Consider the following 17,130-nt stretch of genomic DNA (forward strand, 5'->3'; position numbering starts at 1 on the left):
CCGCCATGGCCTGCCACGACCTGCGCGGTTTCCTCGACACCCTGCAGCGCCATGGCCAGCTGCTGCGTGTGCCGCATCCGGTGGATCCGGAGCTGGAAAGCACCGCCCTGTGCCGTCTGGCCCTGAAACGGGGCGGCCCGGCCCTGCTGATGGAAAAGCCGGTCGGCGCCGCGCATCCGCTGCTGGGCAACCTGTTCGGGCACCGCCGCCGCATCGAGCTGGCCCTGGGCGACCGGCCGCTGGCCTCGCTGCGCGAACTGGGCGAGCTGCTGGCGGCGCTGAAGGAACCACGCTGGCCGGGTAACCTGCGCGAGGCGCTCACCAGCTGGCCGGAACTGGCGCAGCTGGCACACGTCGCGCCCCGGCACGTGGACGAGGCCGCCTTCAACGAGGAAGTGCTGGAAGGCGACGCGGTCGATCTCGGCCGACTGCCGATCCAGCGCTGCTGGCCCGGCGATGTCGCCCGCCTGATCACCTTCGGCCTGGTCATCACCCGCGGCACCCGGCAGTCGCGGCAGAACATTGCCATCTATCGCCAGCAGCTGCTCGGCCGCAACCGGGTGATCATGCGCTGGCTGCCGCATCGCGGCGGCGCCCTGGACTACGCCGACTGGCGTGCCACGCATCCCGACCGTCCCTTCCCGGTGCTGGTGGCGCTGGGCGCCGATCCGGCGACAATGTTGGCGGCGGTGGCGCCGGTGCCCGACACGCTGTCGGAGTTCGAGTTCGCTGGTCTGCTGCGCGGCGCCCGCAGCCGCGTCTGGCGCAGCGCCCTGACCGGCCTGGACGCGCCGGCCGGCGCCGAGATCCTGATGGAAGGCTTCATCCACCCCGGCGACACCGCCATCGAGGGCCCCTTCGGCGACCACACCGGCCATTACAACGGCCAAGGCGAGTTTCCGGTGCTCACCATCGAACGCCTGCGCCTGCGCCATAGCGCCATCTACCACGGCAGTTACATGGGCCGCTCGCCTGAGGACGAGCCCTCGGTGCTGGCCTCGGCGCTGAACGAGGTCTTCGTACCGATCATGCGCCGGACCTTCCCGGAGGTCGTGGACTTCTACCTGCCGCCGGAAGCCTGCTCCTATCGCATCGCCCTGGTCAGCATCCGCAAGCAGTATCCCGGCCACGCCCGCCGGATCATGATGGCCGTCTGGTCCTGGCTGCGGCAGTTCACCTACACCAAGTTCGTCATCGTCACCGACGACGACATCGACGTGCGCGACTGGGGCCAGGTGCTGTGGGCGGTGGCCAACCGCGTGGACCCGGTCCGCGACAGCCTGTTGGTGGGCAACTCGCCGATCGACTACCTCGACTTCTCCAGCCCGGCGCCCAACCTCGGCTCCAAGCTCGGCCTGGACGCCACCTGCAAGTGCCCGGCGGAGACCTCGCGCGCCTGGCCCGAACCCATCACCCCCGATCCCGCCGTGGACCGGCGCATGCAGGCCCTGCTGGATTCGCTGCAGGAGAAGCGGTCGGTGATCTGACGCAGGTCAAGGACAGGGGGCGGGCGGACGCGGAGGATGGCGACTGTCCGTCGAAGGGAGCTCGTCCATGCAACTGGTCTGTCCCGCCGGCAACCTGCCGGCCCTGCGAGCCGCGGTGGACGCCGGCGCCAACGCCGTCTATGTCGGGTTCCGCGACCAGACCAATGCCCGCGCCTTCCCCGGCCTGAACTTCGACGAAGCCTCGCTGCGCGACGGCATCGCCTACGCGCATGCGCATGGCTGCCAGGTCTACCTGGCCCTGAACACCTATCCCGACTCGGCCAGCCTGCCGCTCTGGGGCGAAGCCGTGGACCGGGCGGCGGCAATGGGCTGCGACGCCATCATCGCCGCCGAGATTGCCGTGCTCGACCACGCCATGCGCGAGCACCCGAACCTGCCCCGGCACCTGTCCGTGCAGGGCTCGGCCACCAGCGCACCGGCGCTTCGCTACATGCACGAACACTTCGGCATCGCGCGCGCGGTGCTGCCGCGGGTGCTTTCGCTGCAGCAGGTCGAGCGACTCTGCCAGACCTCGCCGGTACCGCTGGAGGTCTTCGCCTTCGGCAGTCTCTGCATCATGGTCGAAGGCCGCTGCCAGCTGTCCAGCTACGTCACCGGCGCCTCGCCCAACCGACATGGTGTCTGCTCGCCGGCGCGCTTCGTGCGCTGGGAGGAACACGCGGACGGCGGCCGCAGCGTGCGCCTGAACGGCATGCTGATGGACCGCTACACCCGCGGCGAGCCGGCCGGCTACCCGACCGTGTGCAAGGGCCGCTTCGACGTGCGCGGCGAGGTCTTCCACGCGCTGGAGGAGCCGACCAGCCTCAACACCCTGGAACTGCTGCCGCGCCTGGCCGCCGCCGGCGTGGCGGCGCTGAAGATCGAAGGCCGGCAGCGCGGCGTCGCTTACGTCTCCGCCGTCACCCGCACCTGGCGCCAGGCCATCGATGCCCTGCGCGACCAGCCGGAACAATGGAGCCTGCGGCCGGCCTGGCAGCAGGCGCTGTCGGCGCATGCCGAAGGCCACCAGACCACCCTCGGCCCCTACCACCGTGCCTGGCACTGAACATGAAACTCAGCCTCGGACCCCTGCAGTACTTCTGGCCGCGCGAGCGCACCCTGGCCTTCTACCGCGAGGCCGCCGGCTGGCCGGTGGACATCGTCTACCTGGGCGAAACCGTCTGCAGCAAGCGCCGGGAACTGGGCACCCGCGACTGGATCGCCCTGGCCGAGGAACTGGCCGCCGCCGGCAAGGAAGTGGTGCTGTCCAGCCTCGCCCTGGTCGAGGCAGAGAGCGAGCTCAACGCGACGATGCGCATGCTCGAGCACGGCCGCTTCCTGGTCGAGGCCAACGACCTGACCGCGGTGCAGCTCTGCCGCGAGCACGACCGGCCCTTCGTCGCCGGACCCAGCCTCAACATCTACAACCACCGCGCCCTGGCCCTGCTGATGGAAGACGGCCTGCGGCGCTGGGTACCCGGCGTCGAACAGGGCATGGGCCTGCTCGACGACCTGTTGATGGGCCACCTCTGCGAGGGCGGGCAACTGCCGGAACTGGAAGTGATCGGCTGGGGCCGGCTGCCGCTGTCCTGGTCGGCGCGCTGCTTCACCGCTCGCGCCCTGGACGTGCCCAAGGATGCCTGCGGCTTCCGCTGCATCGAATTCCCCGACGGCCTGCCGCTGCGCACCCGCGAAGGCGAGGGGTTCCTGCGCATCAACGGCATCCAGATCCAGGGCGAGGAGATCATCGACATGGGCCCGGAGCTGCCGCTGCTGCGCGCGCTGCAGGTCGGCATCCTGCGCCTGTACCCGCAGGCCGAGGGCATGCGCGACGTGGTGGAGCATTTCGACTTCGCCCGCGGCAGCGCGACGCCGCCGCCGCGCATCGGCGCGATCAACGGCTACTGGCACGGGATGCCGGGCAAGCCGGGGCTTCCGGCGAGCTGATCCCGTCGCAGCGGAAATGCGCGCCCAGGCTGACCGGGCGTGCCAGCGCCGCCTCCAGCAGCCGCCCCGCCAGGCGGCCCTGCCAGCTGCCGGCCAGGCCGACGTCGGCGGCGATGCAGGTCAGGGCACGGCGCAGGCCGGCGGCATCGCGCTCGGGACCGAGCGCCGCGTCCATCCAGCGGCGCAGGCGCGTGAGGTCGGAGGACGTGGCGCCCACTCCCAGTTCCACGCTGTCGGCGGCGGCCGCGACCCTGGCGGGCGCGGCGCGCATCGCCGCCCCTGCCCGCCGCCCGGCGACCACCGCTTCCAGCAGCGAGTTGCTGGCCAGTCGGTTGGCGCCATGCACGCCGCTGCAGGCGACTTCGCCCGCCGCGAACAGTCCCGGCAAGGTCGTCCGGCCATCCGCGTCCACGGCCACGCCCCCCATGTGGTAGTGCATGGCCGGCGCCACCGGCAGCCATTGCCGGGCGGGATCCAGGCCACGCCGCGCACAGATACCGGCAACCGTGGGGAATTCGGCGGCGAGCCGTTCCGCCAGCGCGGTGGCGTCCAGCCAGCAACGGCCGCCCTCACGCAGGTGCCGGAACAGCCGGCGGGCGACGATGTCGCGCGGGGCCAGGTCGCCCAGCGGATGTTGCCCGGCCATCAGTGGCCGGCCCTCGTCGTCGCGCAGGACCGCGCCGGCACCGCGCAGCGCCTCGGTGAGCAGCGGCCGCGGCCGCGCTTCCGGCACCGCCAGCGCGGTCGGGTGGAACTGCAGGAACTCCAGGTCGCGGGCGGCGGCGCCGGCCGCCAGGGCCAGGGCGAGGCCGGCGCCGTCGGCACCGGGCGGATTGGTGGTGGCGCCGAACAGCGCGCCGATGCCACCGGTGGCCAGCAGGACGGCGGCAGCGCGGAATTCCTGCAGGTGGCCGCCGGCGTCGCGGGCGCGCACCGCCACCACCCGTCCATCGCGCACACCCAGTCCACGCAGTTCCCAGTCTTCCAGCCAGCGCACATGCGATGCCGCCTTCACCGCCCGCGCCAGTACCCGCACGATGGCCAGGCCGCTGCCGTCGCCACCGGCGTGGACGATGCGGGCACGACCGTGTCCACCTTCGCGGCCGAGCCGCCAGCCGCGGCCGTCACGATCGAAGGGCACGCCCAGGGCCGCCAGCCACTCCACGGCAGCGGGCGCCGCTTGCACCAGCGACATGACCGCCGCCACCTCGTTGTGGTGGGCGCCGGCGGCGAAGGTATCGGCGGCATGCGCCTGCGGATCATCGCCCTCGCCCACCGCCGCGGCGATGCCGCCCTGGGCCAGGGCGCTGGCACTTTCCACGCCATCGCGGCCGCGGCTGAGCAGCAGCACCGGCCGCGGCGCCGCCGCCAGCGCCGCGCACAGGCCGGCGACGCCGGCGCCGACGATAACCACATCCTGCATGTCCTTCAGGCGCCCTCGGCGCGGCCTACGTCCAGCATGCGCTCCAGGGCGAGGCGGGCGCGGGCGGCGACGTCCTCCGGCACCTGCACCTCCGGCGCGAGATCACGCAGGCAGGCGTGGATGCGCGGCAGCGTGATGCGCTTCATGTGCGGACAGAGGTTGCAGGGCTTGATGAACTCGGTGTCGGGAAAACGCAGGCGCAGGTTGTCGGCCAGCGAGCATTCGGTCACCAGCGCCACCCGCGCCGGCTGCTCGCGGGCGATCCACTCGCCCATGGCGCTGGTGGAACCGACGAAGTCGGCCACCTCCAGCACCTCCTGCGGGCATTCCGGATGCACCACCAGGCGGGCATCGAAACGCTCGCGCGCGTGCACGGCCTCGGCGCGGGTGAAGGTCTCGTGCACCTCACAGCGGCCGTCCCACAGGTGCAGGCGCACACCGGTGCGACTGGCGACGTGGGCGCCGAGGTGGCGGTCGGGCAGGAAGATCACCTCGTCCACGCCCAGCGATTCGACCACCCGCACGGCATTGGCCGAGGTACAGCAGATGTCGGACTCGGCCTTCACCTCGGCGCTGGTGTTGACGTAGGCGACCACCGGCCGGCCCGGGAAACGCCGGCGCAGGGCCCGCACGTCGGCGGCGCTGATCGAATCGGCGAGCGAACAGCCGGCCTGCGGATCGGGGATCAGCACCTTCACCTTCGGCGCCAGGATCTTGGCACTCTCGGCCATGAAGTGGACGCCGCAGAGCACGACCACCTCGGCATCGCATTCCGCCGCCGCCTGGGCCAGGGCCAGCGAGTCGCCCGTGACGTCGGCGACACCGTGGAAGATCTCCGGCGACTGGTAGCTGTGCGCCATCACCACCGCGCCGCGTTCGCGCTTGAGCCGGCGGATGGCGTCGATCCAGGGCAGGTGCAGCGGCACCTCCAGGCAGGGCAGCAGGCGCTCGAGGGTGGCGCTCAGCCCGGCGTACTCCTCTTCCAGTCCGGGGCGCCATTGCGGCCGGAACTGCTCACCGGCCAGGGGGGCGGAACTCATGCCTGTCCTCCATGGGCAGCGCGAGCGGCGCGGGTGAAACGGGCGGCGCGGTCCAGCAGGATGCGCGCGCCCAGCGGCACCGATTCCCAGGGCAGTCGGTCGAGCAGATTGCGCGCGGTCAGGCCCAGCTCGGTGTCGCCGGTCACTTCCAGGCGGCGCTGGAAGAACAGCGTGTCGGCGTCCTCCAGGCGGCCGGCCAGGGACAGCAGGTCGGTGGCGCTGCCGCGCACGGTGGATTCCGGTTCGCCCTCGCCCACCCGCAGGCGGCCATCCTCCAAGCCCAAGACCCAGTGCAGGCCGAGGTCGGTGACTTCGATGCCGATGCGGCGGCCAGCTAGGAAATCCAGCTCGCCGGCGCGCAGCGGCTCGTCCAGCAGCCGCAGCAGCGCCGCTTCCAGCGCCCTGGCCGACCAGGACGACGGCAGCAGCCGCAGCAACGGCGCCCAGCGCCACGGCGGCGGGAACCAGCGCAGCAGGCGTGGCGGCGGTTCCGGGATGGCGAAGCGGGCCTGGTCGTTCATGGGCGACTCCATCGGGGCCGGAAGCATGCCCGCGATCGGCAGTCGTCCGCCTTGACCCGAATCAGATGCGAGCCCTTGCAACTGCCGGCCGTCGGCAATGGCCAGCGCCAACTGCGCCCGTGCCAGCCGGGGCGGCAGGCCCAGCCGGCGCGCCAGGCGTTGGCCGCGACGGAAGATCTCCTCCTCACGGTGCGGATCCTGGCCGGCCAGCCCGGCCTCGCGCTTGCTGGCGGCCACGAGCCGGACCAGACGACGGCGGGCTGCCAGCGTCAGCAGCAGCAGATCGTCCAGGCGATCAATGCCCTGGCGCAGACGGACCACCCGGTTGCCGGGGCCCGTATGGGGAAGTATCGGATGCATGGGCAGGCGACTCCGCGCTGTCGGACGGAACGAGAACGGCGAACCAGCGATTGGTATCGCGGCGAAGCCGGCGCAGGGCCGCCGCCAGCGAAAGCCAGGCCAGCGCAAGGGCCAGGCCGGCCAGGTACGCCAACCAGGGTGAGGGCCACGCCAGGGCGGTCACCAGCGCCGCGGCGGAAAGCAGGAAGACCTGCAACACCCGCAGCCGCCGCGCCGGCGACAGCAGGCGCTGCACGCCCGGCAACTGCACGCCGCGACCGCAGCGGTGCTGCAACTCGATCCACGCCAGGAAGGCGGCGATCTCCATCAGCATGCCCAGCACCAGCAGCGGCAGACCGATGCCCAACACCAGGGCGCCGGCGCGCAGGCCCTGCCCCGGCCAGGGCAGCAGCAGCGCCGCCGCCAGCAGGGCCAGCAGGCCGAAACGCCAGGCCAGGAACAGGGCCGTACCCGGCTTGCGCGCCCTGCCCTGTAGCCATAGCCCGGCGAGCGCGATGCCGGCCAACAGCAACGAAGCCGACAGCCGCAGCGGCCAAGGCTCCTCCAGGCACAGCCAGGCCACGCCACCCGCCAGCGGCAGCACCACTGCCGCAGCCACGCTCGCCGACTGCGCCCGTGCCGGCACCACCGGCGTTCCCTGGAACATCGGCATCACCACCCGGCCGATGCTGGCCACCAGCACCAGCGCCCAGCCGAACACGCCCAAGGCCGCGTGCAGGCCGGTCAGCGGCAGCAAGGGCAATGCGACCCGCCCCGCCATAGCCGCCAGCAGCAGGCCACCCAGCAGCGCTGTCGCCAGGCCACAGCCGATGGACAGCGCCACGCCCGCGTGCAGCAGGCTGCCGCGCAGCCGCGCCAGCAGCCCCGGCAGGCAGGCGTAGGCCAGGCCCGCGAAGGCTGTCGGCAGCAATATGGCGGCCAGCATGCGAAGCGGCGCGAGCTGCGGCCACCACAGCCCCAGCACCAGGCAGAACGCGCCCAGGTTCAACAGGGCGTGCAACAGCAGGCCCAGGCGATGACCACCACGCACCGGCGACTGCGCCGCCACCGGCAGGAACTGCAGCAGACTGCCGAACATGGCATTGCCCAACACGCCCAGGGTGAACACGTGCACGAGGGCCACCGTCGCCGGCGACCAGTGCGAAGCCATGAGGGTTTCGCCTTCCCACAGCATCAGCCCAGCCAGCACGCCCCAAGCCGGCACCGTGTGCAGGAAACGCAACGGCAAGGCCGGCGGCGGTGCCTGGGCGATGTCCAGGCGGGCCATGGCTCAGAAGTCGTAGCGCAGACCAAGGCTCAGGGTTCGGCCCGGCCGCGAGTGGAATTCGAGGTCGGGATCACTGGCAGCCAGGCCGCGGGCCATGGCCCAATCCCAGTAGCGCCGGTCGCCGAGGTTGCCGAGCGTGGCGTTCAGGCGCAGGCGCTCGCCCAGGTTCCACCATACGTGCAGGTCCAGCCTGGCGTAGCCGGGCGGCAGGAACAGCGGGCCGGCGCTCTGGTCGGCTTCGCGCACGGCGCGCACGCCGGTGAGGCGCAGTTCGCCGCCGCGGTGGTCGTCGTCCGAAACCCAGCCCAGGGCAAGGCTGGCGCGCGGCGGCGAGATTGTATTCAAGGGCACGTCGCGCACCGTGTCCTCGCCCTCGACCCAGTGCGCCAGCGCGTCCAGGTACCAGCCGCGAGCATGCGGCGACCAGGCCTCCAGCCACCACCGCCCTTCCAGCTCGACACCGCGGATGCGGGCACGGGCGCGGTTGACCGACTGGAATACCAGCCGGCCCGACACATCCACGCCAAGGTTGGCGCGCGATTCGATCAGGTCGCGGTAGCGGTTCTCGTAGACGGCCAGGCTGGCCTGCGCGTGCCACCCCGCCCAGCGCAGGCCCAGCTCCAGGCCGCGGCTGCGCTCCGGCCGCAGGTCGGGATTGGCCAGCACCAGGTAGTTGAACACCGGCAGGTAGAGGCCGATGTTCACGTCGGAGAACGGCGGCGCACGGAAGCCCTCGGCGTACTGGCCGTAGACGATGAGATCGCGGCGCTGCCAGCGCAGGCCCAGCTTGGAGGTGAGGCGGCTGTCGTCGCTGGTGACCGGCGTCGTGCCCGGGTTGTCCTCGCGCCAGAGCACGTCGGCGCGGGCGCGCAGACGGTACTTCTCCCAACGCAGGCCCGGCACCACCGCCCAGTATTCGCCCAGGAGGATCTCGTCCTGCCAGAACATGCCCAGTTCGGTGGTGCGGCTGTCGGGGAAATCGCGCACGGGAAGGACCTCGCCCAGCACTACGTTGCTGGTGACTCCCGTCAGCAGGTTCGTTTCCAGTCCATCGCGCAGCCCGTTGTACTCATGCCGCACCAGGTCCAGGCCGAACACCTGCCAGTGCGCCAGGCCGACGATGTCGCCGCGCCACTGGCCGGTGAGTTTCAGGCCCAGGCTGTCCTGGTCGTACGAGAAGCGGCGCCAGCGCTGCGAGGGGAACGGCGTGGCGCGGTCGGGCAGACGGAACTGGTCGCTGCGCTGGTCGGTTTCGCTGGACTGGCCATAGACCAGCAACTGCAGGCTGTCCAGCGCGACCGGCTGCTGCCATTCGGCCGACAGGCTGAGGCGGTCGCGCCGGCAGCGGTCGTCACCATGCAATTCGTAGGTGGTGGCAAAGCGGCCGGCGCCGAAACGCCGCGAGCGCACGTCGGTCTGCCGTTCGCCTTCGCCCCGTTCGAGTGTGGCCAGCCAGCGGGCGCCGACGGCATCCACGGCCAAACGCACCAGAGCACTGTCCACCTCGAATTCAACGGGATTGGCGGCCAGTTCGGCGCTGCTGGCCCGGTTCTCGAGTTCATGGCCCTGGCGCCGGCCCAGCGCCACCAGGCCGGCTACGAGGCCGTCATCGGAACGCAGGGCCAGGCGGCCGGACAGCCAGCGGCTGTCGTCGCGGCTGGCAGCGCCGGCGCGCAGCTGTCCCTGCCAGTCCAGCCCTTCCTCCCAGTAGAGCTCCAGCGGATCCGGTGTCCAGAACGCCACCACGCCGGCCAGGGCCTTGCTGCCGTGCAGGGTGGAGGCCGGGCCACGCAGCACTTCGACGCGGTCCACGATGCCCAGTTCGACCAGGTCGCGTCCGGCCGAGGCAAACTCGCCGACGGCGAACCCGTCGGCCAGCGGCACGCCGTCGAGTTCGACGTAAACCCGGTTTCCTTCCAGCCCGCGAAGGTTGAAGCCACCAGCGCCGAATCGGTGCGCGTCGCCGGAGACGTCCATGCCGGGCACCAGCCGCGACAGGTCTTCGATGGTCTGCACACCCCTGCGCTCCAGCTGCTCGCGTTCCAGTCGGCTGACTGCGCCCACCACCTGCCGCAGCGGCTCGGCGCCACGGCTGCCGACCACGACGATGGCGTCCAGGGTGGTGGTTCCTTCCGCCGGCAGCGAAGCCACGGATGGCGCTTCCGGCAGTTCGGCAGTGGCCAGGCTCAGGCCAAGCATCAGGGCGTACATGACGGCTCCGCGCGTAATGGGCAGACGAAGCCTGGCAGTTGCGAACCATTCGCGAATTGATCGACATCAAGCCGGACGCCGGCGGGAGCGTGAACTTGCACTTTGCTTGATGCAGGTCAGGGGAAACGTGTGAGGCGCGGCAGCAAGCTCCGCGCCAACGCGGCATCGCCGCCATCACCGAAGAACGGGGAAAACCATGAACAGGAACATCCTCAGTGTTTCACTCGCCTTGGCACTGGGTACCCTCGGCGGGGCCGCTGTCGCACGTGTCTGGGCGGCCGACGACTTGGTCAATGAAAGACCGGCCAAGAGCGAGCAGCAGGCCGGCGAGGCGGCCTACCTCGCTCAGTGCGCCGCCTGCCACCAGCCCGACGGCAAGGGCCTGGCCGGCGCCTTCCCGCCACTCCGGGACTCCGACTGGCTCGCCCGTGATCCGCAGGCTGCCCTGCAGGTGGTGCTGGCCGGCCTGAGCGGCAAGGTCACCGTCAATGGCGCCGAGTACGACGCCGTCATGCCGGCGATGAGCCACCTGGCCGACGCCGACATCGCCGCCATACTCAACCACGTGATGGGCGAGCTGAACGATCTCGACGTGCGCTTCACGCCCGAGCAGGTGGCGGCCGCCCGCAAGGGCATCGCAGGCGCCGAAGACCCGGCACAGGGCCAATCGCACCCGGGCACCAGCCAGGCCCAGGCCGCCTACGAGGGTGCGCCGACCGCCATGGCCGGCGAAGACGTGGCCATCCACCGCACGCCAGGCGCACCGGACATGACCGAGGAAGAGTTCGCCCAGGCTACCGACATCTTCTTCCAGCGCTGCGCCGGCTGCCATGGCGTGCTGCGCAAGGGCGCCACCGGCAAGCCACTGACCCCGGACATCACCCAGGCCAAGGGTACCGACTACCTGCGCGCGCTGATCAACTTCGGCTCGCCCGGCGGCATGCCGAACTTCGGCACCGGCGGCGAGCTCAGCCCCGACCAGGTGGATCTGATGGCCCGCTTTCTGCAGCACACCCCGCCCAGCCCGCCGGAGTGGGGCATGGCGGAGATGAAGGCCAGCTGGAAGGTGCTGGTGCCGGTGGAGCAGCGCCCGGCCCGGCAGATGAACCGTTACAACCTCGACAACATCTTCTCGGTGACGCTGCGCGACTCCGGCGAGATCGCCCTGATCGACGGCGACAGCAAGAAGATCATCAACATCATCAAGACGGGCTACGCGGTGCACATCTCCCGCGTCTCGCACTCCGGCCGCTACGTCTACACAATCGGCCGCGACGGCAAGATAGACCTGATCGACCTGTGGATGGAGAAGCCAGACCGCGTCGCCGAGATCAAGATCGGACTGGAAGCACGCTCGGTCGAGACCTCCAAGTTCAAGGGCTTCGAGGACAAGCTGGCGATTGCCGGCGCCTACTGGCCACCGCAGTACGTGATCATGGACGGCCCGACCCTGGAGCCGCTGAAGATCGTCTCCACTCGCGGCATGACCGTGGACACCCAGGAGTACCATCCGGAGCCGCGCGTGGCCGCCATCGTCAGCAGCCACCAGCACCCGGAGTTCATCGTCAACGTCAAGGAAACCGGCCGCATCCTGCTGGTGGACTACAGCGATGTGGACAACCTCAAGGTGACCACCCTCGACGCGGCCCGCTTCCTGCACGATGGTGGCTGGGACGTCAGCAAGCGCTACTTCCTGACCGCCGCCAACCAGAGCGACAAGATCGCCGTGGTGGATTCACTCGAGCAGCGAATGGTCGGCATGATTGACGTCGAAAAGATCCCGCACCCGGGCCGCGGCGCCAACTTCGTGCATCCCAAGTACGGTCCGGTCTGGGGCACCTCCGCCTTGGGCAATGCCAACATCACCCTGATCGGCACCGATCCGGAGAATCATCCGGAGTACGCCTGGAAGGTGGTCGAAGTGCTTCAGGGTCAGGGCGGCGGTTCGCTGTTCATCAAGACTCATCCGAAGTCGCACAACCTCTGGGTAGACACGCCACTCAACCCTGATGCCGCCGTTTCGCAGTCGGTGGCGGTGTTCGACATCCGCAATCTCGAGGCCGGCTACAAAGTGCTGCCGATCGCCGAGTGGGCCGATCTCGGCGAGGGGCCGAAGCGTGTCGTCCAGCCGGAGTACAACGCGGCGGGCGACGAGGTGTGGTTCTCGGTCTGGAACGGCAAGGATCAGCAGTCGGCGATCGTGGTTGTGGACGATCGGACGCTCAAGCTGAAGAAGGTTATCCGTGATCCGCGGCTGATCACGCCCACCGGCAAGTTCAACATCCACAACACGGTCAATGACGTCTACTGAGTCCTCGTCTCCGGGCTTCCTCCGCCACGTGGGACCCGGCAGGCCCGCAGCCGACATGGCTGCGGGCCATTGCTTTTCGCCCCCAGACGCATTGCTTGACTCCCGCGTCCACCGAGAATCTCGCCCGCAGCGCAGGACTCCCAAACTACCGCACGGGAGCCCTGCGAGCGGTCGTCCGGTCAGCTGCCGGAGCCGAAGTTCCACTCGAGCTGCAGCCAGGCCTTGCGCGTGTCGCGGGCGAAACCGTCGCTGCGGTAGTCGGCCAACTTCACCAGGCCCTTGAGATTGCCGGGCAACGGGAAGGACAGCGAAGCGTCCCACTCGCGACCATAGTCGGCACCACCGCGATCGGCGGAGAAATCGTGCCAGGTCAGCGTCCAGCCCAGCCTGCCCCCGGCCAGCGGACCCGACACCGAGGCGTAGCGATCCTCGAGACCGTCGGCCGGTGTAGTGCCGAACTTGTCGGCCCAGCCGTTGAAGGCGTGCAGAGTGGCCAGCGGCGTTTGGAAACCGACCACGCCGTTGCCCTCCAGCCGCTCCAGGCCAAGCTTCCAGGTCAGCCCCGCCTGCTTCCAGGACGGCTCCACCAGCAGGTAGCCGAGGCTGAAGTCACGCGGGTTGTCGGCATGCTCGTGCTGGTGGGCGGTATCCAGCGCCCAGCCGAATTGGCCGGGGCCGAGCTCGCGCTGGCCGGTCCAGCGCAGGCCGAAGGTGCGGCTGGAGGCAGTGGCGAGGTCGCGGTCGTCCAGCCAGTAGCCATAGCCGACCAGGGTGCCGGCGGCACTGGTCCAGGCGGCGTTGAGGAAATGCGCGTCGAGCTGGCGTTCGCGCGCCAGCGGATCGCGGGCCTCGTCGCCGGCGACGCGGTGCACCCGGCCGGCCCAAGCATAGCGGAACGTCAGCGCGGCCGCCGGCGCGTATTCCAGCAACAGGGCGTCGAAGGTCTGCTCGTTCTGGCGCCAGCCGACGTTGCCGACGAAGCGCTGGTTGTCCAGCAGCAGGCGCTGCCGGCCGAGGGTGGCGCCCAGCTTGTCGCCGCGCCAGGAAAGCCAGGCCCGGTTGAGTTCCAGCGCGCGGGCGTCCGGCACGGCCGGATAGGCGGTACGGCCGTTGGCGCCGGAATTGAAGCGCTCGCCCAGTTCGGCCACGCCTTCCAGTTCGGCGCCGGCGCTGAAGCCGTGCCCAAGTTCGCCCGACCAGCCCAGGCGCAGGCGCAGGGTGTCGGCGTTGGCGTCTTCGGCGAAGGCGGCGTCGTCCACGTATTCGTGGCGGTAGCGAAGGTCGGCGTTCCAGTTCCCGGCCGCCGCCTGGCCGGCCAGGACCATGGATATCGTGGCAAGAAGAAGGTGTCGCATGGGAATAGCCCGGAATGGCCCCTATCGGGTCCGGGCGATTCTGCTGGCGGGCGGTGGCGGCTGCACTGAGCCAGGTCAAGGGAAAGCGCGATGGGCCTCACTGTTCTTTTCCGATGAACCGGAGCAGACTGGCCGCCAGCAGCAGCATCGCTTGACCTGGATCAACGACGGGAACGAACCGATCGCCGATCCTGCCTCCAACGCCGCAAGTCCCCTTGCATTCGACTGGAGCACCACGATGAAACGCAGCCTGCTCGCCCTCGCCATCGTCTCCCTGCTCGCCGCCGGCGGATGCGGCCGCGAGAACCCCAATGCCAAGCTCGATGCCCGCGACCGGGCGGCCGCCGCCGCGGCCCAGCCGGGCGACACCGGCGGTTCGCGCAAGGGCGACTTCGGTCCGCCCCAGGGCGAGGTGATCCAGGCGGTGCTGACCGCGCCGCCGCACGTGCCGCCGCCGACCAACCGCGACTACCCGGCCAAGGTCAAGGTCGAGCTGGAAGTGCGCGAGGTCGAGATGGAGATCGCCGAGGGCGTCACCTACACCTTCTGGACCTTCGGCGGCACCGTCCCTGGCAGCTTCATCCGCGTTCGCCAGGGCGACACGGTGGAGTTCCACCTGCACAACCATCCCGACTCGAAGATGCCGCACAACATCGACCTGCACGGCGTCACCGGTCCGGGCGGCGGCGCGGCCTCGTCGTTCACTGCACCGGGCCACGGCTCGCAGTTCACCTTCAAGGCGCTCAACGCCGGCCTCTACGTCTACCACTGCGCCACCGCCCCGGTCGGCATGCACGTGGCCAACGGCATGTACGGCCTGATCCTGGTCGAGCCGCCGGAGGGCATGCCGCCGGTGGACAAGGAGTTCTACGTGATGCAGGGCGACTTCTACACGGTCGGCAAGTACCGAGAGAAGGGCTACCAGGCCTTCGACATGCAGAAGGCCATCGACGAGAACCCGACCTACGTGCTGTTCAACGGCGCCGAGACCGCCCTGACCGGCGAGCGCGCGCTCAAGGCCAGCGTCGGCGAGAACGTGCGCCTGTACGTCGGCAACGGCGGCCCGAACCTGGTCTCGAGCTTCCACGTCATCGGCGAGATCTTCGACAAGGTATGGTACGAGGGCGGTACCCGCTACCAGGAGAACGTGCAGACCACGCTGATTCCGGCCGGCGGCGCCATGATCGCCGACTTCCACCTGGAAGTGCCGGGCAGCTACGTGCTGGTGGACCACTCGATCTTCCGCGCCTTCAACAAGGGCGCGCTGGGTATCCTGCAGGTAGACGGTCCGGAACGGCCGGACATCTACTCGGGCAAGGAAGTGGACCACGTCTATCTGGGCGACAAGGCCGCCAGCATGGCGCCGGTGGCGGAGGCCGCGGCCGCAGCCGCGGCCGGCACGCTCAGCGTCGAGGACCAGATCAAGGCCGGCCAGGCCCTGTTCGCCGGTACCTGCTCGACCTGCCACATGCCGGATGGCAAGGGCATGCCGGGCGTATTCCCGCCGCTGGCCGGCTCGGACTGGCTGGGCCGGGGCAATGACGAGCTGATCAGGATCGTGCTCAACGGCCTGAGCGGCCCGATCACCGTCAGCGGTCAGGACTACAACTCGGTGATGCCGCCGATGAGCCAGCTGACCGACGACGAGGTCGCCAACATCCTCACCTATGCGCTCAACAGCTGGGGCAATCCCGGCGGCCGGGTCAGCAAGGAAGAGGTGGCCAGGGTGCGCGCCAGCACCCCGCGCTCGGAAGGCGCAGCGCACTGAGGCCGGCCATGCGCCTCCTGCCCGCCAGCCTCGCGCTCGCCAGCCTGCTCGCTGTCGGCCCCGTGGCCGCCGGCGAGTGGGTGCGACTGCCGGGCGGCGAGTTCCAGTCGGTGCTGCGCTACGAGGACACCGGCGGCAAGGTGCAGGTGGCATCGTTCGAGCTGCAAAAGCGGCCGGTCACCAATGCCGAGTTCGCCGACTTCGTCCGGGCCAACCCGGACTGGCGGCGCGACCGGGTGCCGGCCCTGTTCGCCGACCGCCGCTACCTGGAGCGCTGGGCCGGCCCGACCGAGCCGGGCCCGGAAGCGAAGCCGGAGCAGCCGGTGGTGCTGGTCAGCTGGTTCGCCGCCCAAGCCTATTGCGAGGCTCAGGGCGGCCGCCTGCCGACCTGGAACGAATGGGAATATGCGGCCGCCGCCGACGAAACCCGCACCGACGCCCGCGCCGATCCCGCCTGGCGCGAGCGCATCCTCAGCTGGTACGCAGTGCCTTCCAGCCAGCCCCTGCCCGAGGTCGGCCAGTCGCCGGCCAATGCCTACGGCGTGCAGGACCTGCACGGCCTGGTCCGGGAATGGGTGGACGACTACGCCGCGATGCTGGTTTCGGCCGACAACCGCGACCAGGGCGACCCGGACCTGAGCCGCTTCTGCGGCGCCGGCGCTCTGTCCATGGACGATCGCGAGAACTACGCGGTGCTGATGCGGGTGGCCATGCTGTCCGCCCTGCAGGCCCGCGACACCACCCGCAACCTGGGCTTCCGCTGCGCCCGGGACATTCCCGCCGGAGCCAGACCGTGAACCGCATCGCCTGCCTGCTGATCGCCGCCCTGCTCGCCCTGGCCGCGCCGCTGGCGGCGAAGGACGCAAGACCGCTACCGGCCGATTCGGTCTACCTGCTCGAGGACGTCTACACCGACCAGGCCGGCAAGGATTTCCGCCTGGCCGAAGGCCGTGGGAAGCCGCGCCTGGTGGCCATGTTCTACACCTCCTGCCGCTATGTCTGCCCGCTGATCGTGGACAGCGCCAGGGGCGTGGAACGCGCCCTGGAACCGGCCGAGCGCGAGCGCCTGGGCATCCTGCTGGTCAGCCTGGACCCGGCCCGGGACGACGTCGCCGCCCTGAAGTCCGTCTTCGACAAGCGCCGGCTGGACCCGGCGCGCTGGACCCTGGCCCGCACCGGCGCCGCCGGCGTGCGCCGCCTGGCCGCCGTGCTCGGCGTGCGCTACCGGCCGCTGGCCGACGGCGAGTTCAACCACACCAGCGCCCTGGTACTGCTGGACGCGGAGGGACGCGTCCTGGCCCGCACCGAGCGCCTCGGTGCCGTGCCCGATCCCGATTTCATGGCTGCCCTCAGGGCCTCGCTGGCAAGGTCCACGACCGCCGACTGAGCCGCGCGGCAGCTTTTGACCCTGGTCAAGCGGCTGCCGCCGCGGGCCGCCCA

Annotated in this window: 13 protein-coding genes; 7 read left to right on the forward strand and 6 right to left on the reverse strand. The window is 70.4% G+C overall.

Features of this window, described 5'->3' with window-relative positions:
• The first annotated feature begins 5 nt into the window (after positions 1-5).
• The 3 genes from F0415_RS06130 (at position 6) to F0415_RS06140 (ending at position 3,434) form a co-directional block, all read left to right on the forward strand.
• Complete coding sequence (locus F0415_RS06130) at positions 6-1,487, forward strand: UbiD family decarboxylase (protein WP_149860327.1); 1,482 nt, start codon at positions 6-8, stop codon at positions 1,485-1,487.
• A gap of 67 nt (positions 1,488-1,554) precedes the next feature.
• Positions 1,555-2,553: a ubiquinone anaerobic biosynthesis protein UbiU gene (gene ubiU, locus F0415_RS06135; RefSeq protein WP_149860328.1), complete on the forward strand. Its 999-nt coding sequence runs from the start codon at positions 1,555-1,557 to the stop codon at positions 2,551-2,553.
• A gap of 2 nt (positions 2,554-2,555) precedes the next feature.
• Positions 2,556-3,434, forward strand: a complete 879-nt coding sequence (locus F0415_RS06140; protein ID WP_149860329.1) for a U32 family peptidase — start codon at positions 2,556-2,558, stop codon at positions 3,432-3,434.
• On the opposite strand, the gene F0415_RS06145 is transcribed toward F0415_RS06140, so the two are convergent.
• From F0415_RS06145 to F0415_RS06165, 5 genes are read right to left on the reverse strand one after another with little or no spacing between them, the layout of a single operon-like run.
• The gene (locus F0415_RS06145; protein WP_149860330.1) at positions 3,382-4,857 is read right to left on the reverse strand and encodes an L-aspartate oxidase; all 1,476 of its coding nucleotides are present in this window, start codon (positions 4,855-4,857) and stop codon (positions 3,382-3,384) included. The two genes, F0415_RS06140 and F0415_RS06145, sit on opposite strands and share 53 nt — an antisense overlap.
• 5 nt (positions 4,858-4,862) lie before the next feature.
• A complete protein-coding gene (gene nadA, locus F0415_RS06150) occupies positions 4,863-5,897 on the reverse strand; it encodes a quinolinate synthase NadA (RefSeq protein ID WP_149860331.1) in 1,035 nt (344 codons plus the stop codon).
• Positions 5,894-6,739: a ubiquinone anaerobic biosynthesis accessory factor UbiT gene (gene ubiT, locus F0415_RS06155; protein WP_246149901.1), complete on the reverse strand. Its 846-nt coding sequence runs from the start codon at positions 6,737-6,739 to the stop codon at positions 5,894-5,896. The genes nadA and ubiT overlap by 4 nt, the downstream gene beginning before the upstream one ends.
• Positions 6,714-8,045 carry a hypothetical protein gene (locus F0415_RS06160; RefSeq protein ID WP_149860333.1) on the reverse strand — a complete coding sequence of 444 codons (1,332 nt, stop codon included), beginning with the start codon at positions 8,043-8,045 and terminating at the stop codon, positions 6,714-6,716. Before F0415_RS06160 ends, ubiT begins: the two co-directional genes overlap by 26 nt.
• Before the next feature lie 3 nt (positions 8,046-8,048).
• Positions 8,049-10,256 (reverse strand): TonB-dependent receptor domain-containing protein, encoded by a 2,208-nt coding sequence (locus tag F0415_RS06165; protein ID WP_149860334.1) that lies wholly within the window; start codon positions 10,254-10,256, stop codon positions 8,049-8,051.
• A gap of 196 nt (positions 10,257-10,452) precedes the next feature.
• On the opposite strand from F0415_RS06165, the gene F0415_RS06170 reads away from it, so the two are divergent.
• A complete protein-coding gene (locus tag F0415_RS06170; RefSeq protein WP_149860335.1) occupies positions 10,453-12,567 on the forward strand; it encodes a cytochrome D1 domain-containing protein in 2,115 nt (704 codons plus the stop codon).
• Between the two features lie 179 nt (positions 12,568-12,746).
• Here the strand turns inward: F0415_RS06170 and F0415_RS06175 are convergent, their stop codons facing one another.
• Positions 12,747-13,922: an alginate export family protein gene (locus F0415_RS06175; protein ID WP_149860336.1), complete on the reverse strand. Its 1,176-nt coding sequence runs from the start codon at positions 13,920-13,922 to the stop codon at positions 12,747-12,749.
• A gap of 238 nt (positions 13,923-14,160) precedes the next feature.
• Here F0415_RS06175 and nirK point away from each other — a divergent pair, with 238 nt between their 5' ends.
• From nirK to F0415_RS06190, 3 genes are read left to right on the forward strand one after another with little or no spacing between them, the layout of a single operon-like run.
• Positions 14,161-15,690, forward strand: coding sequence for a copper-containing nitrite reductase (gene nirK / locus F0415_RS06180; RefSeq protein ID WP_149860337.1), 1,530 nt, complete (start codon positions 14,161-14,163; stop codon positions 15,688-15,690).
• Between the two features lie 8 nt (positions 15,691-15,698).
• Entirely contained in the window at positions 15,699-16,487 is a 789-nt protein-coding gene (locus F0415_RS06185; protein ID WP_149860338.1) for a formylglycine-generating enzyme family protein, read from the forward strand.
• Positions 16,484-17,077 carry an SCO family protein gene (locus F0415_RS06190; RefSeq protein ID WP_149860339.1) on the forward strand — a complete coding sequence of 198 codons (594 nt, stop codon included), beginning with the start codon at positions 16,484-16,486 and terminating at the stop codon, positions 17,075-17,077. Before F0415_RS06185 ends, F0415_RS06190 begins: the two co-directional genes overlap by 4 nt.
• Positions 17,078-17,130: the final 53 nt, after the last annotated feature.

It is taken from the genome of Arenimonas fontis, from assembly GCF_008386465.1.
Lineage (GTDB): Bacteria > Pseudomonadota > Gammaproteobacteria > Xanthomonadales > Xanthomonadaceae > Arenimonas > Arenimonas fontis.